At 36.0% G+C, this 16,583-nt stretch carries 17 protein-coding genes and 1 tRNA gene; 4 read left to right on the top strand and 14 right to left on the bottom strand.

Going from position 1 to position 16,583, the window contains the following annotated elements; translation table 11 throughout:
• Positions 1-19: 19 nt before the first annotated feature.
• The 4 genes from BUB91_RS09960 to BUB91_RS09945 all read right to left on the bottom strand — a co-directional run bounded on the left by BUB91_RS09960 (position 20) and on the right by BUB91_RS09945 (position 2,886).
• The gene (locus tag BUB91_RS09960; RefSeq protein WP_073099096.1) at positions 20-250 is read right to left on the bottom strand and encodes a hypothetical protein; all 231 of its coding nucleotides are present in this window, start codon (positions 248-250) and stop codon (positions 20-22) included.
• Between the two features lie 40 nt (positions 251-290).
• Entirely contained in the window at positions 291-1,418 is a 1,128-nt protein-coding gene (locus BUB91_RS09955) for a lactonase family protein (RefSeq protein WP_073099095.1), read from the bottom strand.
• 133 nt (positions 1,419-1,551) lie between these two features.
• Positions 1,552-2,355 carry an MBL fold metallo-hydrolase gene (locus BUB91_RS09950; protein ID WP_073099094.1) on the bottom strand — a complete coding sequence of 268 codons (804 nt, stop codon included), beginning with the start codon at positions 2,353-2,355 and terminating at the stop codon, positions 1,552-1,554.
• Positions 2,356-2,424: 69 nt separating this feature from the next.
• Entirely contained in the window at positions 2,425-2,886 is a 462-nt protein-coding gene (locus BUB91_RS09945) for a GNAT family N-acetyltransferase (protein WP_073099093.1), read from the bottom strand.
• A gap of 178 nt (positions 2,887-3,064) precedes the next feature.
• On the opposite strand from BUB91_RS09945, the gene BUB91_RS09940 reads away from it, so the two are divergent.
• The 3 genes from BUB91_RS09940 (at position 3,065) to BUB91_RS09930 (ending at position 5,271) form a co-directional block, all read left to right on the top strand.
• On the top strand, positions 3,065-4,240 hold the full coding sequence (locus BUB91_RS09940) for a trans-sulfuration enzyme family protein (RefSeq protein ID WP_073099092.1): 1,176 nt from the start codon (positions 3,065-3,067) through the stop codon (positions 4,238-4,240).
• A 74-nt stretch (positions 4,241-4,314) separates the two neighbouring features.
• Positions 4,315-5,031, top strand: a complete 717-nt coding sequence (bshB1, locus tag BUB91_RS09935; RefSeq protein WP_073099091.1) for a bacillithiol biosynthesis deacetylase BshB1 — start codon at positions 4,315-4,317, stop codon at positions 5,029-5,031.
• Between the two features lie 164 nt (positions 5,032-5,195).
• A tRNA-His gene (locus BUB91_RS09930) sits at positions 5,196-5,271 on the top strand.
• 1,043 nt (positions 5,272-6,314) lie between these two features.
• On the opposite strand, the gene BUB91_RS09925 is transcribed toward BUB91_RS09930, so the two are convergent.
• The 3 genes from BUB91_RS09925 to BUB91_RS09915 all read right to left on the bottom strand — a co-directional run bounded on the left by BUB91_RS09925 (position 6,315) and on the right by BUB91_RS09915 (position 8,488).
• The gene (locus BUB91_RS09925) at positions 6,315-6,860 is read right to left on the bottom strand and encodes a hypothetical protein (protein ID WP_073099090.1); all 546 of its coding nucleotides are present in this window, start codon (positions 6,858-6,860) and stop codon (positions 6,315-6,317) included.
• Between the two features lie 7 nt (positions 6,861-6,867).
• Positions 6,868-8,061 (bottom strand): ImmA/IrrE family metallo-endopeptidase, encoded by a 1,194-nt coding sequence (locus tag BUB91_RS09920; RefSeq protein ID WP_073099089.1) that lies wholly within the window; start codon positions 8,059-8,061, stop codon positions 6,868-6,870.
• A 178-nt stretch (positions 8,062-8,239) separates the two neighbouring features.
• Positions 8,240-8,488 carry a hypothetical protein gene (locus tag BUB91_RS09915; RefSeq protein ID WP_241652599.1) on the bottom strand — a complete coding sequence of 83 codons (249 nt, stop codon included), beginning with the start codon at positions 8,486-8,488 and terminating at the stop codon, positions 8,240-8,242.
• Positions 8,489-8,501: 13 nt separating this feature from the next.
• Here BUB91_RS09915 and BUB91_RS21020 point away from each other — a divergent pair, with 13 nt between their 5' ends.
• The gene (locus BUB91_RS21020) at positions 8,502-8,678 is read left to right on the top strand and encodes a hypothetical protein (RefSeq protein WP_164917855.1); all 177 of its coding nucleotides are present in this window, start codon (positions 8,502-8,504) and stop codon (positions 8,676-8,678) included.
• 144 nt (positions 8,679-8,822) lie between these two features.
• Here the strand turns inward: BUB91_RS21020 and BUB91_RS09910 are convergent, their stop codons facing one another.
• The 7 genes from BUB91_RS09910 to BUB91_RS09880 form a co-directional block, all read right to left on the bottom strand.
• Positions 8,823-9,356 (bottom strand): DUF1697 domain-containing protein, encoded by a 534-nt coding sequence (locus tag BUB91_RS09910; protein ID WP_073099088.1) that lies wholly within the window; start codon positions 9,354-9,356, stop codon positions 8,823-8,825.
• Position 9,357: 1 nt separating this feature from the next.
• Entirely contained in the window at positions 9,358-9,963 is a 606-nt protein-coding gene (locus BUB91_RS09905) for a GNAT family N-acetyltransferase (RefSeq protein ID WP_073099087.1), read from the bottom strand.
• 123 nt (positions 9,964-10,086) lie between these two features.
• On the bottom strand, positions 10,087-11,133 hold the full coding sequence (locus tag BUB91_RS09900) for a M28 family metallopeptidase (protein WP_073099086.1): 1,047 nt from the start codon (positions 11,131-11,133) through the stop codon (positions 10,087-10,089).
• 193 nt (positions 11,134-11,326) lie between these two features.
• Positions 11,327-12,022 carry an HAD family hydrolase gene (locus BUB91_RS09895; protein WP_241652600.1) on the bottom strand — a complete coding sequence of 232 codons (696 nt, stop codon included), beginning with the start codon at positions 12,020-12,022 and terminating at the stop codon, positions 11,327-11,329.
• A 140-nt stretch (positions 12,023-12,162) separates the two neighbouring features.
• Positions 12,163-13,476, bottom strand: coding sequence for a hypothetical protein (locus tag BUB91_RS09890; RefSeq protein WP_073099084.1), 1,314 nt, complete (start codon positions 13,474-13,476; stop codon positions 12,163-12,165).
• A gap of 269 nt (positions 13,477-13,745) precedes the next feature.
• Positions 13,746-14,075: a gamma-glutamylcyclotransferase family protein gene (locus tag BUB91_RS09885; protein WP_073099083.1), complete on the bottom strand. Its 330-nt coding sequence runs from the start codon at positions 14,073-14,075 to the stop codon at positions 13,746-13,748.
• A 3-nt stretch (positions 14,076-14,078) separates the two neighbouring features.
• Positions 14,079-16,580 carry a T9SS type B sorting domain-containing protein gene (locus tag BUB91_RS09880; RefSeq protein WP_083557903.1) on the bottom strand — a complete coding sequence of 834 codons (2,502 nt, stop codon included), beginning with the start codon at positions 16,578-16,580 and terminating at the stop codon, positions 14,079-14,081.
• Positions 16,581-16,583: the final 3 nt, after the last annotated feature.

Genomic DNA, 16,583 nt, shown 5'->3' with positions numbered 1-16,583 from the left:
AATGGTATGTCACTCAGAACTAGACCACCCAGCTTTTACCTAATAGTAACCAGGAAATCACTGTTTGTCTACCTGACTGTGATGAAATGTGTGATACTTTAGGAGTTAAAATCACAGTAATTCCGGCACAGACAGCAGCTTTTAGAGCTCCTTTAAAGTTAGGGAAAATCCACAGGGTTAGATACCAAATAGCGATATAACAGATTATAAATGCGAGCGTGCTTAAAAAAATAACTGCAAAGCGTTTCATAATATTATATTTTGAATAGATCAAAATATAATAAATTCTACTACTCAAACAAAATACAAACAGGCGCTGGAGTGCTTATTTCAGAAACATAAGTCATCAATCCGGTTTTTGAATCACGCTTATACGAAACCAGATTATCACTGTTTTGGTTAGCAACAAGCACAAAATTTTCATCGGGTGTCAACTGAAAATTACGAGGATCCTTTCCTTTTGTCGGTTCGTTAGCTAATAGGCTTAAACTCCCATCTGCAGTCACTTCAAGAATGGCGATGCTATTATGACCGCGGTTTGAAGCATATATAAACTTTCCGTCTTTGCTGATGTGTATATCTGCCGCTTTGCTGTACTCTGCAAAACCTTCCGGTAAAATAGAAGTGATACTTGTAATCGAATAGTTTTCATCGTTTTTTGCAACCTGAGCAATGGTATTGTCGAGTTCGTTTAAAACATAGATAAAGTCATTTTTAGGATGGAAAACCAAGTGACGTGGGCCAGCGCCCTCAGGGAAATCTAGTTTTGGAGTTTTAGCCGGTTCTAGCTTGTTTGTTTTAGTATTGATTTTTGAGAACCACAATTGATTGGTTCCTAAATCAGCTGAAATAATTTCGCTTCCGTCTGGTATAAACCACGCTGAATGTGCGTGTGGACCTTCCTGACGATCTGTAGTCCCTTTACCTTCGTGCTGTTCTACATCCAGCAGTTCAGATAAATTCCCGTCTTTATTATCCAGTTTAAGAAGTCCTAAATTCCCACCGGAATAATTAGCAACCAAAACATAACCCTTATCGTTTATAGTAACAAAGCAGGGGTGTGCACCACCGGTTTGTGATTTACTAACTTGCAGTAAGGTATCACCTTCAACTTTAAAAGATTCAATAGTACCCGGGTCATTTTCATTTACAGCGAGAAGAATGTCTTTCTTAGAATTGAAACTTAGAAAAGAAGGATTAGAAGCTTTAGCGGCAAGTACCGGTTTTGTAAAACTTCCGTCTTCAAGTAAACTTAGTTTATAAATACCTTCGCTGTCTCCATCTGTATAGGTGCCAACATAAAAAGGAATTTCGTTTTTAAGTTCTTCCTGAGTATTCATAGTATTTTCAGTTTTTGTTTCAGTGTTTTTACAAGCACATAAAAGAATCAAACTCAGGCTAAAAAAGACAGATTTCATAAGGAATGATTTTAGGTTGATTTTCCGCATTAATGGACATTAAAAATAACGTATTCTGCCGTATTGAAGCTTCTGTTTTTGAAAGTCTAAACTTGATACTTAGAATCGGGATTAGACTTAATTTTCACTTCTTTTATTGAGCTCCGTTAGGATACCAGTCTAGAAAGATAACCTCTGTTCCTATATTTGCAGAGTCTACGATGCCTTTAAATTTTTCTACATCGCTTAGTCCGTCCTGACCTCTAAAATGATATGGATATACTTCTTTAGGTTTAAAAGCAATAACGCCATCTGCTGCACTTGCTACGGTCATTGTATACGGTAGATTCATACAAATAAATGCTTTGTCAATATCTTTAAGATTGCGCATCTCCGGGATGTCTTCTGTATCACCTGAGAAATAAATACGCAGCCCATTTTTTTCTAAAACATAACCATTACCACGACCTTTAGTGTGAAACTGCTTAGCTTCTTCACGCAAATTGTACATGGGGATTGCGGTTAAAGAATAACCATCCCAATTCTTTGTTTCGTCATTATTAATGATCGTAACTTGATTTTTGAGATCAGTTTTTAATGCATCTACAACAGCTTGTGGTGCAAATATTGTGGTTGAAGAAACAGCAACTGCAGCAAGCGTTTCTTCATTTAAATGATCTCCATGTATATCTGTAACCAAAATCACATCTGGTTTTGGTTGCCCTTCAAATGCTTCAGCGCCACCCACAGGGTCGATATAAAAAACGCTATCGCCAAAATCAAATACAGCAGTGGCGTGCTCAATAGGAGTGATGTTAAACTCAGTTTCTACAGCTTTTGAATCTTCGGTCATTGCCATTTCTTCAGTTTCTGAAGCTGACTCTTCTGTAGATTTGTTTTCATTTTTACAGCTAATAAGTGCCATAGCTGTAAACGCTGTAAGTATAAGTTTTTTCATTTCGCAGTAGTTTTAATAGCAAATAAACTAATAATAAGCCGGTTAGGCTATTAAAGAAATTGTAAAACCTTAAAGTTGAATCCGCATTTTTATGTCGGCTCGCAGATACGGATTGGGTTGTTGCAGCGGTTCTTCTACAAAGCCATATTTACGATAGAGGTGAATGGCATTTTCTAACTTACGACTTGAGTATAAAATAAGTGTTTTTAAACCTTTATGACTTGCAAAATCTAGCGAATGAGCTAAAAGTTGTTGTCCTATTTTTTGACCTCTCAACATTACATCAACTGCCATTTTTGTGAGTTCATACTCCCCGTTTTCATCAGGCATCAGCGCCACTACACCAACGACTTTATTGTCAAGAAGCGCTATCAGGATTTCTCCTCCGGGTTTTATAATGTGGGTTTCGGGGTCGCTTAAAACATCATCATCGTGAGGTTCTACCGTAAAAAACCGCTCCAGCCAGTGCAGGTTGAGTTGTTTAAAAGCGTCAGCATATTGAGGCTTATAGGTATCAAAAGTAAGATTCATATAAAAATTTAGAGCAAGCGAAGTTATAACAGAAAAAGCAGATGTATGCTTAAATATCCTTTCAATTAGAAGAGTCTTAACGTCATTTTAAATGGTCTTTTTGTAAATTCGGTTTTTAAATTAAATACAAATAATTTCCTTGTGGGCTTGCCTTGAGGCGATTTACAAAAATAGAATTATGACCAAGCAAAAACCGGGTTTAAATACCATTTGTACACACGTAGGTGAGGTAGCAGATAAGCAGTTTAAAGGAGCGATTTCACCTATTTATATGTCAACGTCTTATGCTTATGAAGATGTTGATGTGAAGCGTTATCCGCGGTATTTTAATACTCCTAATCAAGAAATGCTTGGCAAAAAGATTGCGGCATTAGAAGGTACAGAAGCCGGGATGGTTTTTGGTAGCGGTATGGCAGCTGTAAGTACAGCCTTGCTTGCTTTTTTAAATGCCGGGGATCACATTGTTTTACAGAAGACTTTGTACGGTGGGACGTTTAATCTCGTTGAAGAGGAGTTTTCTAAAATGGGAATTGAATATACGTTTACCGACGGATTGCAAAAAGCTGATTTTGAAAAGGCAATACAACCCAATACTAAAGTGGTTTATATCGAAACACCTTCCAACCCGTTAATGACGGTAACCGATATGAAAATGGTGTCTGAGTTGGCAAAATCTAAAGGTATTGTAAGTATGATAGACAATACATTTGCTTCTCCTGTAAATCAGAATCCTGCGGAGTTTGGTATAGATGTCATTATTCACAGTGCTACCAAATATATGGGCGGTCATAGTGATATTCTTGCGGGAGCTGTTGCTGCATCTGCAGCACATATGGAACAGATTTGGCATAAGGCCAAAAATCTAGGTGGAAGCTTAAGCGATTTTACCGTTTGGATGTTGGAGCGCAGTTTAAAGACTTTAGTTTTACGGGTAAAACAACAAAATAAAAATGCTAAAAAACTGGCGAAGTGGTTGAATCAAAATACTCATATTAAAGCTGTGTATTATCCCGGATTAAAATCGCATCCGGATTATGCATTAGCAAAATCACAAATGAGCGGTTTTGGCGGAATGTTATCTTTTGAACTTGCTGACGAACTAGATGCTGAAGCATTTTTAAAAGAATTAAAACTTATAAAACCTTCTATGAGTTTAGCAGGAGTAGAGTCTACAATTTTATCTCCTGCACAAACTTCACATGCTTTATTAAGTGCAGAAGAGCGTGCTCACCAAGGTATCGCTGATGGTCTATTACGTTTTTCTGTAGGGATAGAAGATAAGGCAGATCTTATTGCAGATTTGGAACAAGCGTTAGAAAAAGTGGTTAAAGACAGTTTGAATTTTAGTTTATAACCTAATTACTACAGAATAGGGGTTAGTAAAATGTTTAAAGACCGACTTATACAATTGAATTAAAAATAAGCCAATTGAAATTAGATATACTTGCGATAGGTGCACATCCTGATGACGTAGAACTTTCTTGTAGTGGAGTACTTGCAAAGGAAGCCAGTAGAGGTAAAAAAACCGGAATATTAGATTTAACTCGTGGTGAATTGGGAACTCGTGGTTCAGCAGAAATACGAGATCAAGAGGCAGCAACAGCTGCTGAAATTCTTGGATTGAGTACGCGGGAAAATATAGCACTAGCAGACGGTTTTTTTGTGAATGATAAAGAATCTCAACTGAGAATTATTGAGATCATACGCAAATACAGACCTGAAATCGTGTTGTGTAATGCCATTGATGATAGACATATTGATCACGGTAAAGGAAGCAAATTAGCAAGTGATGCTTGCTTTCTAAGCGGATTGAAAAAGGTTGTGACAACTCTGGATGGAGAAGCTCAGGAAGCCTGGAGACCAAAACATGTGTATCATTACATTCAATGGAAAAACCTGCAACCTGATGTAGTTGTTGATATAAGTGGTTTTATGGATGTAAAAATGGAGTCTGTTTTAGCATATAGCTCTCAGTTTTACGATCCTAATAATCCAGATAGTAATACCCCAATTTCTAGTAAGAACTTTCAAGATAGTGTAAAATATAGGGCTCAGGACTTAGGAAGACTTATAGGGACGGACTATGCAGAAGGTTTTACCGTAGAGCGCTACCCGGCTGTGGACTCTATTTTTGATTTGATATAAATTTTTTGAAAGAATGTATTGTCCATAATATGGATTTGCATTACATTTGCACCCGCATAATTCGCTAGCGAAATATGTTTTAAAATGGTGGTTGTAGCTCATCCCGATAGCTATCGGGAGGTTAGAGCACCAAGTCAAGATAAAGCTTGACAAAAATAACAAATGGTGGTTGTAGCTCAGTTGGTTAGAGCGCCTGATTGTGGTTCAGGAGGTCGTCGGTTCGAGACCGATCTTCCACCCGGAAGTAAAAATCCTTGCAGAAATGCAGGGATTTTTTCGTTTATAGTGTTTTGTGGAAAATAGGAAGACACTAATTTAGTAAACGCTGCTCAGCAAAGTCTAATGATCTGTATAGGCTCACCTCTTGACAAGGCCTTAAAAATGCCTTATATTAGCAACGCTAGGCTAAGACACTTTTATCTTAACCGCACAGCCTAGGATAGGGGGAAGGCTTTTTTTTATAAGTTAGATCTTAAAGAGCAGCTTGCCATACTACCTGCAGCGAGTACTCCGTGCTGCCATTATTCCATTTTAAACATTTCCAGAGCTCCATTCACCCAAGGTTCACCCGTAGTCCACCCGAGGTTCACCCACGTTTCACCCGGGGATACTGCATAGCAAAGGCAGGGTAACGGTATGCTAACGCTATGGGAGGTACAAGGCTGAGGCTCATCAAATAGTTACGGATGCAATGCTACCTTTTCAAGAAACACAATCCCTAAAAAGCTGTTTTAAAAAGCTGATAAGAGTTTGTTATGAAATAGCCAGCTGTCTAAGTATAGCGGTTTGCCCTCCGGAATACTGCGATAAATCCTTAATAATAAGTATGCTATCCCAATACCTAAACCGATTTTTCTCACACTCCTATTTTACTCCCGGTCTACTAAGCGTATCGTTCTGAGATTAGTCTAGGCGCTACTAACTTATAACCACTTTGCTACCGTATTTAACCATAAAAAGTGTGGTAAAGTGTGGTAGGAATGTGGTTGCACTGTGGTAGGAGTGTGGTGGCACTCCGACTTTGCCTGCACGTTAACTGCCAGAAGCTATTGAGGAAAGCGGTACTATAAAAGGAAGTAAATAAATTTGAAATAGGGTAGCGGCTAGGTATCTGCGAGGGGAGTCAGTTTTGATTGTACAGTATCTTATCATTAAAGCATCAAGTCCTATCAGGACTAAACGGATATCATTGTCAAAAAGTGATGATATCCCGCAAATTTTGCGGGGATATGTATATATTTAGTGTTGATATAACAAGTTGGGTGTAATTTTTAATTACGATTTTAGTCCTTTTCACTTAACTTATACATAGATTTTGCAATACTAAGAGAAGTTTTATCGTATTGTTCATGTCCATAACCATGTCTTTCGTTCAATTCATAAAATTCTCTGTAGAGATCAAATGGATTTTGGGATTCTGCTACCCATGAAACTATAATGTCCAATATTTCATTCATAACAGGTTGAAAAGTCATACGTCCATCTGATTTCCGAATGCCATTATTATCAGACTTCTTTTTCCCAAGATTTAAGAAAATATTCTTTTCGTCATAAATAATGTCTCTTGCTTCCTTAAACTCTTTACCTTTTGGCAGATAATCCATTAAAAGTCTTCTTATTCCTCTGTAATAAATATTATACTTTTCCTCAGGATCTTCGAATTCTTTGCCAATAAGTTCTCTAAGTTCATCAACTTCCTCAAGATTACCTTTTTCAGTATTTATGGATAATTGCTTGCCAACTTTTTCATTAGCTTTTTGCAGCAATTCCATTCTTTCAATATCTGCCTCGCTTAATTCTTCTTTTTTCTTTTTATTATCTTCAGCCATGTTGTAATTATTTAATTTCTAAAATATTTCTTATTCTTTCACTAGCCACTTTGATACTATCATCATTCCAAGAAATTGGATTTAACTTACCAACTGCATTTTTGTAGTTTGGATAAAATTCTCTAAATGCCGCATGATAACTTTTGTTGTATAACTTATCCATGTACCAAGTAAAAAATGTGTAAACTAATGATTCATGGATTTCATTCTCATTAGCAAATTTTGAAACTAGGAAAGAATTATTAATGTATTTTTTGATATACTTGAATTTATCCACAGAGAGAAAATAATCTCTTGCAAAAGAGTCAGCTTTTTCTTCAATAAGAAACAAATCATCATCTCCAGTCAAATGAAAACTATTTTTCTCAATAAGGTCAAAATCAAATAATACATGATGCAACTCGTGCATAAGTGTAAACCAAATTGTTGAATATTTTTTATTAAAATCTGTAATAACTACACAAGGTTTTCCATTAATAATAAATGTTCCTCCTCTAACTTGAGTGGTAGATAAGTAATCTTGAAAGATTACAGTAATTCCAATGTTATATAAAGCTTTACAAACAGTGTACAACCCATCCTGAACATCTTGCGAATATGGCTTTAACTTTATTATTAAGTCCTTTAATCTCTCTCTGTCATATTCGTGGGGATTATCGATAATCTTGAAGGTTTGATACGCAGACTTTACCCAGAAATCTTTCATCTTATCAGAAAAATTCCTTTTTGTACGACTATATAACGGTTCTTCAAGTTCTTCCTCATATTCTCGGATAGATTCATATCCGAAAAAATCTAAAACTTTCTGTACAAGTTCATCAGTTCCATAATCAGATTCAAAAAAACCTAATTTCGTCAACGTCTTGACATCAAAATTCTTTAATAAAAAAGTAGCTTTTCTTGCATTATCAATTGACGTAACGTTCTCTTCATTTTGATTCTTTAAAACAACTTTTACAAAGCGATTTATGTCAATATCCAAAAACTCAGCAAGTTTAATAACATGAATTAGATTAGGTTGCTTCGCAGTACCAGAGATAATTTGTTCAAAAACATCCTTGTCAATTTTCAGGAGTTTTAATGCTTTAGTTTTACTAATATTGTATTCTTTCAATTTCTCCTCAAATTCCCCTCTAACATCAAGGTCTTCGCTGTCAGAAAAAATTGATTTTAAAAGATTATCTAAACTGGACTCGTTCATAAAAAGAGTATTAACCCTGCGAATATAGACTAATTTTTTATTAAAATATAAAAAAAAGGGTAATTACCCTCAAAAAAATACACCCAATCGAGTGGATGGTTCCGCCAACAAATGATGGAGTGCACCCCTCACACCACCCAGCGTACAGGTCTCGTACTGGGCGGTTCAACAATGAAACTCATCGATTGTAGTATTCGATTAGACTAACATAACCTTTCATTTTTAAGCGTTCTACGGTAATGGTGGTACGCAAAATAGGACTCTGGGCAACTGCCCAACCGCCCATTCTGGTACGGCTCCAAGCATAGGCGTGATCATAGTCAATCCCCAAACGAATCAGGTTTTTCCGTTTTCGTTCGGGCTTTTTCCAGTGATGAACATTGCTTAAAAATGGAATTGGAATTAATGATGATTCTCCAGAAGACAAGTTTATCAATACAATGATAATTCCCGAATTAAAAGTTTTCGACAACAAGCAAACCGAATTGAAAGGTTGGGGAGCATATTTTATTGGAATGGACAGCGACGGATTTGAAATCCAATTTGGTGGTATAACATCTGACTTAATGCAATCTGAATTTAAACATCATTATGACGAATATTATAAAACTGAATAAAAAAACGCAGTGCAATGTTATTTTTAATTTCATCTAGTGTGTATTTAGTATCAGGTCTATATCTAAATAAATACGGATATCCGGCATTTCCAACTTCATACTTCATATTTTATGTATTTAAAGGTTGACTCTAAGAATAAAGAATTACTTTATTAATTCAACCAACTTCAAAACGGTCTTCCAGTTGCGGGTGGTGGCGCTAAGGTTTAGTTTTTTCTCAAAGAAAGCATTTGAGATTTTAGTTTTATGGTATTTCCCGGGAATATTTAAGTATGCATAAGAAGTACTTGTTATAAACTGATCAGGAGCAAAGCTGTTTTGGTCTAAAGCTGCAACATCTTCCGGTTTTGGTATTTCACTTAAAAAAGTAAGATGTAAGGTTTCAATAGGTTCAGCACTAAACGGATTTGCTTCAACAGCCTTTTTTATAGCATCAGCAGTTTTAACAACTGCAGGAACCTCAAATCCAAATTCTTCTAAAATAGCATTACTTATAATTTTAGCTAATTGTGTTTCGGTATGTTTCTCATCAGATAGAAAAATGATGTTCCCGCTTTGTATGTAGGTTTTTACCTCTTTAAAGTTTAGATCACTCATTAGTTGGCGTAGCGTTGCCATCGGTACTTTTCGGTGTCCACCTACATTTATCCCGCGCAAGAGCGCAATATACTGTTGCATATTATAAGTTTTTATAGAGGTTCAATTTATAATCTAATGATTTCTTTACACCAATCCACTCACTTTCTGTAATAGAAAAAACAACAGTATCGCGATAGCTTCCGTCTGCATTAAGACGATGATTGCGCAGAATACCATCCTGTTTTGCACCAAGACGCGCAATAGCTTCTCGAGATTTTATATTAAACCAGTTGGTGACGATTTGTACAGCGATACAGTTCAATTCTTCAAATGCGTATTGTAAAAGCAAATACTTACATTGTGTATTTGCAGCAGTGCGTTGATAACTTTTGGCATACCAGGTATATCCTATTTCCAGCCGTCTGTGCTCGGGTTGTAAATTGTAGAAACGGGTACAACCTATAAGCGCTTCAGTTTGTGTATCTATTATGGTGAACGGATATTCTAGCCCCTTTTCTTTTTGGTCTAAAGCAGTAGCAATATAAGAGTCTATTGAGTTGGCATCAGGAACAGAAGTATACCACAATTCCCAGAGTTTACCATCTGAAGCTGCTTTTAGAAGTCCGTCTTTATGCTCTGCTTTTAAAGGAATAAGCGTAACGCTTTCGCTTTTAAAATGTAAGATTTTATCAATCCAGTGTTTCATAATTCGTTAATAGGAAATGGTTGTTGTGATAAAATTAGGTTTTAAATAAAAAAAGAGCCTCCAAATAGAAGAGGCTCTTTTAAAATTTTTACTCAATAATCGAGATAATCATTTTACCAAGTATTACGAAGTTTTATCAACTACAATTCGGTCTTTGCGATTTGCTAATTCCCAAGCTGTTAAAAACACAAGTTGTGCACGTTTTGCAAGCATAGGATAATTGATTTTATCTGGAGTATCAGAAACTTTATGGTAATCAGCATGCACACCATTAAAGTAAAAGATGATAGGTACACCTTGCTTAGCAAAGTTGTAATGGTCAGAACGGTAATAAAAACGATTAGGATCGTTTTCATCATTATAAGTATAATCCAAATCAATATTCATATACGTGTTGTTAACAGCAGTAGAAATGCTATCTAGCTCAGTACTCAACTTATCAGAACCTATTAAATAGATGTAATTTTCATTATCTGCGTGTGCATCATCAACACGACCAATCATATCAATATTTAAATCGGCTACAGTATTTGCGATAGGGAAAATAGGATTCTCAGCATAATAACGCGAACCGTACAACCCTTTTTCCTCGCCCGTTACGTGTAAGAAAACTATAGAGCGTTGTGGTCTGTAACCTGCTTCTACAGCTTTATTGAAAGCTTCAGCAATCTCTAATACACCTACAGTGCCAGAACCATCATCATCAGCGCCATTAAATACCTCACCATCTTCACGAACACCTACGTGATCTAAATGTGCCGAAACAACGATATACTCTTCAGGCTTAGTACTCCCTTTAATATAGGCAACAACATTTTCAGAAGCTTTTATACCACTTCCTGCTCTAAAAAAGCTTTCTGGTACTGTCTGAAAATAGGTGCTGTCTAAAGCTGCTGGGATATCCTGACTTACGTAAAAATCTTTAAGATATTCTGCTGCTTTTTTCTGTCCCGGTTCACCCGTATTACGACCTTCAAATTCGTCAGAAGCATACACATACAGCATTTCTTTTAACTCGTCTGCTGTAATACTTTCAGCAAAAGGCATTGGATCAACATTTGTTAGATCTACACTTTTACCAGAACGCTTAGAAGATTCATTCATTTTAGGACCGCACTTTACAAGAAGAATACTTGCAAGTACTCCGGTCATTAACATTATTTTTTTCATAAATGATTATTTTTTTAAAGCCCTAAAAATACACTTTTACTGGATAATCGAGATTAAAACGCGCTAAGGCTTGCCTAAAATTCAAAAAAGATCTCATTTTAAGGTATGCATTTTTATTTAAAGTCAATGTGTTTAAAAAAAATCTAAGGCTATTGCTTGAAAATTTTTTAGTGAAGGTTTTTATATTGAAATTTTAAAACTGAAGATAAAAGTTTCTATTTTCATCTTTAATCAGACTGAGGGTTTTGTAGTCTTTTATAAAGGTTTGAATTCCGTTTATGCTTGAAAATTCATCCTGAGTATGCGTAGTAGTAAGTATGATTGATTTTGAATTTCCATTGGCAGCAGCCTGAGCACCGGTGGGACTGTCTTCAAAAATCAAACAATCTTTAAGGTTGATATTAAGGTCATCTGCTACCATCTTAAATACTTGTGGATCAGGTTTTCCACGCGCTACCATATCTGAGTGTACAACCGTTTTAAAATACGGTTGAAGTTCTAAGGCCTCCATAGCAAACTCTGCATTTTCTTTAGGCGCAGCAGTACCTATCCCCATGGGGATGCCCAGTTCTTTTGCAGTATCAAGAAACTCTTGTAAACCCGGAAGCAATTTTATTTGATCAGCATAGATTTCGCGATAAGCGGCTTCTTTATCCCAAGCGATCTGAGCTACTTCTTTATCGGTAAAACGATCGTCAAAAAGCCTTTTGATGATTTCGTTGTTTACGCCGTGTATGTCCCGTTTAACATCTTCCAGTGTCATTTCAAGCCCAAGTTCTTGAAGCTTTTTTTGCCAGGCACGGTGGTGAATCATCATATTGTCTATCATCGTCCCATCCATATCAAAAATGAGTGCTTTTACGGGTATTTTAGTTTTTTGAGAATTCAATATGCAGCTTTTTTGAAATTAAAAAACGAATATACAGGATAGTGTTGATTTTAAAGCGGGGAGTGGAGCAAAAAAAAAGCCGCTATTAAGATATAAATAGCGACTTAAGAGTAAAAGTTTATCGTGTTGTTAATTCAAGATTAATATTCAGTAATAACCTCTTCGCTTTCAGGAATAATAGATCTCATTTCAAATTGATAAATTAAGGTTTTTTCAAGCTGATTAATATAATCTGTTCTCTCAGTAATTTGATTCATGCTATCAGTAAATGATTGTAGGCTGCGTTTGCCTACTTTTAGATTTTGAAACATATTGCTGATAAAGCGAGACATTTCAACTTCACCAATCGCACTTTCTAGATCTACAAACTGTTCAGGAGTTATAAGCAATGCCTGCAAACGCGTTTGACCAGAAGTGGGTGTTGATGCTACAGCATTTTTAGCAAGATAGCTGTTGAGTGAGTTATATTGATTAGGACTGTATTTTTTTAGGTACCTAAGTTTTACGTATTTTGCTAATGACTGTAAAAGCATTCTGTCTACTTGATTTTCCGGTTTGAAATTGCTGGCCAGATAATAATAGGCATCACTCTCTTTAATAGCATAATCTACTTTATTCGCATCTACGTTTTGAGCTGTATTGATGATGGTATTATAAGTGCTTTCGTTGCCATAAACAGGAGAACTTATCTGAGCATATACTACTTTATTGTGATCTGATGTCTGAGTCAATTCTTCTAAAAATCCGCGAGTTTTTGCAAACTTAGTTTCTAATTGCGGAATGTCTTTTTCAGGAACATTTATATAGTTAGCATATTTACCAGTATGATAGTTTAAATCTCCTGCTAGTAGTACTAAATCTCCTGCTACATTGTCATTTGTGAAAACAGAACCACTGGGTTGAGGTTTGCCTTTACCTATATAAATGTTATCGCATTCATCACAATTTGCTGTTATAGAATAGGTGTATATAAATGGGTTCATATAATCTGAAACATTACTCGACTTGTTTACAATTTCAGGATACCATTTGTCTGTATTCCCTGCTCTTAAAACTCCGTTTGAATAAACTAATTGACCTTTGTAGCGTTTAGCATCTTTTAAATCTTCAAACTTTTTGAATTTACCTTTGGTAACAATGGTAAGTTCTGATTGTGGATTGATTTCAATTTCACAACCAACCAAAACGGTATAAATCAGGCAATCTTTACAGTCTTGAGGGACCTTGCTTGATGCGATTCGATCCCCGTTAAGAGAAATTGATTCTACTTTGATGTATTCATTAAGTCTGAATGAAAGCGTTTGGGTGTCTATCGGAAGATGAGTGATTTTGTAAGTTGCATCTATCGTTTCATCTTCAAGAGAAATAGTCACATTACCATCTAAGTGACTCAGTTTTTGAGCGCCAGTAAATTGGGTAATAAAACTTAAAATAAGTACAAAAACTATTCTCATCGGCTTTTAGATTTTACGCTAAAATATTGAAGCCGTTTTTAGTAATCTAGATGCGGTGTTATTCAACTGATAAAAAAGGATTTAATCTGTATTTGCTTGTTTAGCTAGACGTATAGCAGGATTTACAGGTTGAAATTGATGAGGAATTCCGTAATGTGCTGTTGATGATTGGTTTTTATTAGCAACAGAATAGAATTTAGTAAAAATAAGGCAATCTCAATAGTGTATAAATTATTTATTTTAATAAATAATTAACATTTTAAACTAAGTTATTTATCATCTGGTTTACAGTAAATAATAACCTTTTTATTAGATGCTAATAAAACATGTTTTCGTTTATAAAAGTAACCTTCATATTCGTCCGCAATGTTCAATTCAAAGTCTCTTAATTCATATACAGTTCCTTCAATTTCATCACTTTTATTTCCTGTATGCATTGCAATAAAATAAGTCTGTGTCTGTTCCTGATTTTCAGGAATTTTGATGGTTCCTAATTTGTATTTTTTCAGGATATCTTTTTCACCGTCGAGTTTTCGGCCAAATAATTTTTTTTGAATTTCTATATCTTGAAGTGTTCCGTAAGTAAATAAGAGAGGCATTTTTTATCGTTTTAAACTGAAGTGTCCTTTGTATTCTTTCAGTTCACCAGAAGAATCAGTCAGTAGAGCTGTATACCAATATTCATCAGAAGGTAAGGTTTTATCTCTTACGGTTCCATCCCAGTTTTGATCGAAGCCAACTAGTGATTTAAGTAGTTTTCCGTAGCGGTTATAGATATAAACGGTGATTGCAGTAAAATTAAAATTATCTAATCCTGCTGCTCCCCATTCATCGTGATAACCATCATTATTAGGAGTGAAATATTTCGGAAAACCCAATACAGGAATTTCGATATTGCTTATGCCGCATCCATTTTTATCACGTACGTAGAGCATTCTAAAACCTATAGCTACATCCCTGAAAACAGCTTCATCCTGATAGGGTCCCAGGGCATCATCTAAAGCAAACTCATAATCACCTATTCCCAGCTGGTTGAGATCTGTAATACGAATAGTATTGATTTCGTTTTCGGTTGTAACTTCAATAGTACTGATATCTAATGTAGCAACTTCAGAAGCAATAACTTCAATTGTTTTGGGCACTGACTCACAACCGTATGTAGTTGCTGCTGTAACTGTGTATATACCAGGAGTGGTTACAACAATAGAAGGAGTATTACCTATTGTGGTACCTGTGTCATCAGTCCAATTATAAGTATACAAATCACGAGCATTAATTGTTTCAAGTGTAAAAGAGCTGGCATTACTGCAAAATTTCCCTTCGTTTAAAACATCAAATACCGGTATGGGTTCTACAGTTAACTGTAGGTGCGGTCCTATTCCAAAACAAGAACCTGATGAAGTATTTTCTACGCGAACATAAAGAGTCTGAGAATCTACAATTTCATTGGTATACGAATTTTGAGATGTAATTTCGTTGTTAGCAAGAAGGGCATCTTGTTCATTTTTATAATAAGATACTTCTAAATTGCTCCCAGATGGAAATTGACCAAGCATAGCAACAGTAGCTTCAGTTAAATCAAAATTATGAAAACCATCTACTTCACCGTCTGTATCACATTCTGTTAAATTATAGACGTAATTAGAAGGAAAGGAAGTAGTCGAAACTTTAAGGTTTAATATTGAAACTTTAAAACAGCCATTTGCATTTTCTGTATAAGAATAGATTGTGCTGCCATTTTGATTATTATAAGACTCGGGTGCAATTACATTAGTGCCAGAATTAGTGTCTGCGTCAAATCGGGTTTGATAAAAAGTAACTTGAACACCAGTATCATTGGTAATAAACGGAATGCTATTGTTTAGATTAAAATCTGTAAAGCCATCTGGAGTTCCGTCTTCATCACAATTTGTAATGGTGATTGTATCGGCTGCATCTACTACATCAAGTATTGTTGCGGTAACTGTTTTACGACCACCGGTATTACAACCTAAAGCTTCGCCAGCTACATAAAAATTTTGAGTTGTATTAATTGTTGGATTATAATTAGTTCCTGTATGAATCAGATTTCCACCAGATGGAGCATCGTACCAATTCAAGATCCCATCTGTTGTAGTAGCACTTAAGTTTACAGATCCTGAGCCACAGCGTGTATCTCCTGTCACAGTAGTAGTGGGTATGCTGATACTAGTTGAGGTAGCAATTTTTAGTGATGGATCACCGGGCATCCCACCGTATTCTACAAGATAGCCTTTAGGCTGAAAGTCTACGTTAGTCTCCCCGGTTGTTCTGAGATCATTCCAGGAGCCGGGAATACCAATACCCGGAGCAGTAATATGAGCATAGTTTTCACCGCCATTTACATTGTTGGGTTCACCGCTATTCCAATAGGCAAACAGTGTTGTGCTACCATTTGGACCATCTCGCCAAAACTCAACACCTCCCGCAAGACCTTCGGGGCCGGTAACCCATTCCCAAACTCCTTCCTGTGCTTCGTCTGTACCACCGATCCATCCGGCGCCTTGGGTTTGTTCTCCACATAAAACAGCTTCTTCTAGAGAAGTTAATGTCGCTAAATATCCTTGTAAACCATAGTAGGTTCTTCCCTCAGCTTCAGTTTTAGCAGCTTGCCAAGTAATTAAATTATCGGGGACATACTCATAATAATGGTCTGTAGAGGCCAAATAATTTGCCTGACCTATGGTTATTGAAAATACACGTCTACCACTTATGTTTGCTCGTGAACTTCTAAAAGTAACAGCTCTGACCGCAGCAATGATTTCGGAAGTGGTGACGGTATTAGAAAAGTTGAGTGTAAGCTTTGCATTACTAGGATTAAAAGATTGAGTAAGGTTGGGCAAGTTGATAATTTCTAAAAAATCTGTTCCTCTTTCGTAACCAGAAGAAATCTGTATATAAAGTGCATCTATAGGAGATCCTCCGGGGTTTTGAAGGTCAAAATCAGGGGCTATAGTAATACTTGATAACGGACAATAAATTTGATCTGCATCAGCTTCTAATATTGGAGCTTGAGCGTAAGTAGAATTTATACCAAGCAAGAAGAGTAGAAGTAGAGAAAGTAGTTTAGATAATTTTATGTTCATAGT

It is taken from the genome of Leeuwenhoekiella marinoflava DSM 3653, assembly GCF_900129005.1.
GTDB classification, from domain to species: Bacteria; Bacteroidota; Bacteroidia; order Flavobacteriales; family Flavobacteriaceae; genus Leeuwenhoekiella; species Leeuwenhoekiella marinoflava.
The sequence above is the reverse complement of the archived record's forward strand: the minus strand, read 5'-3'. Positions and strand labels throughout refer to the sequence as shown.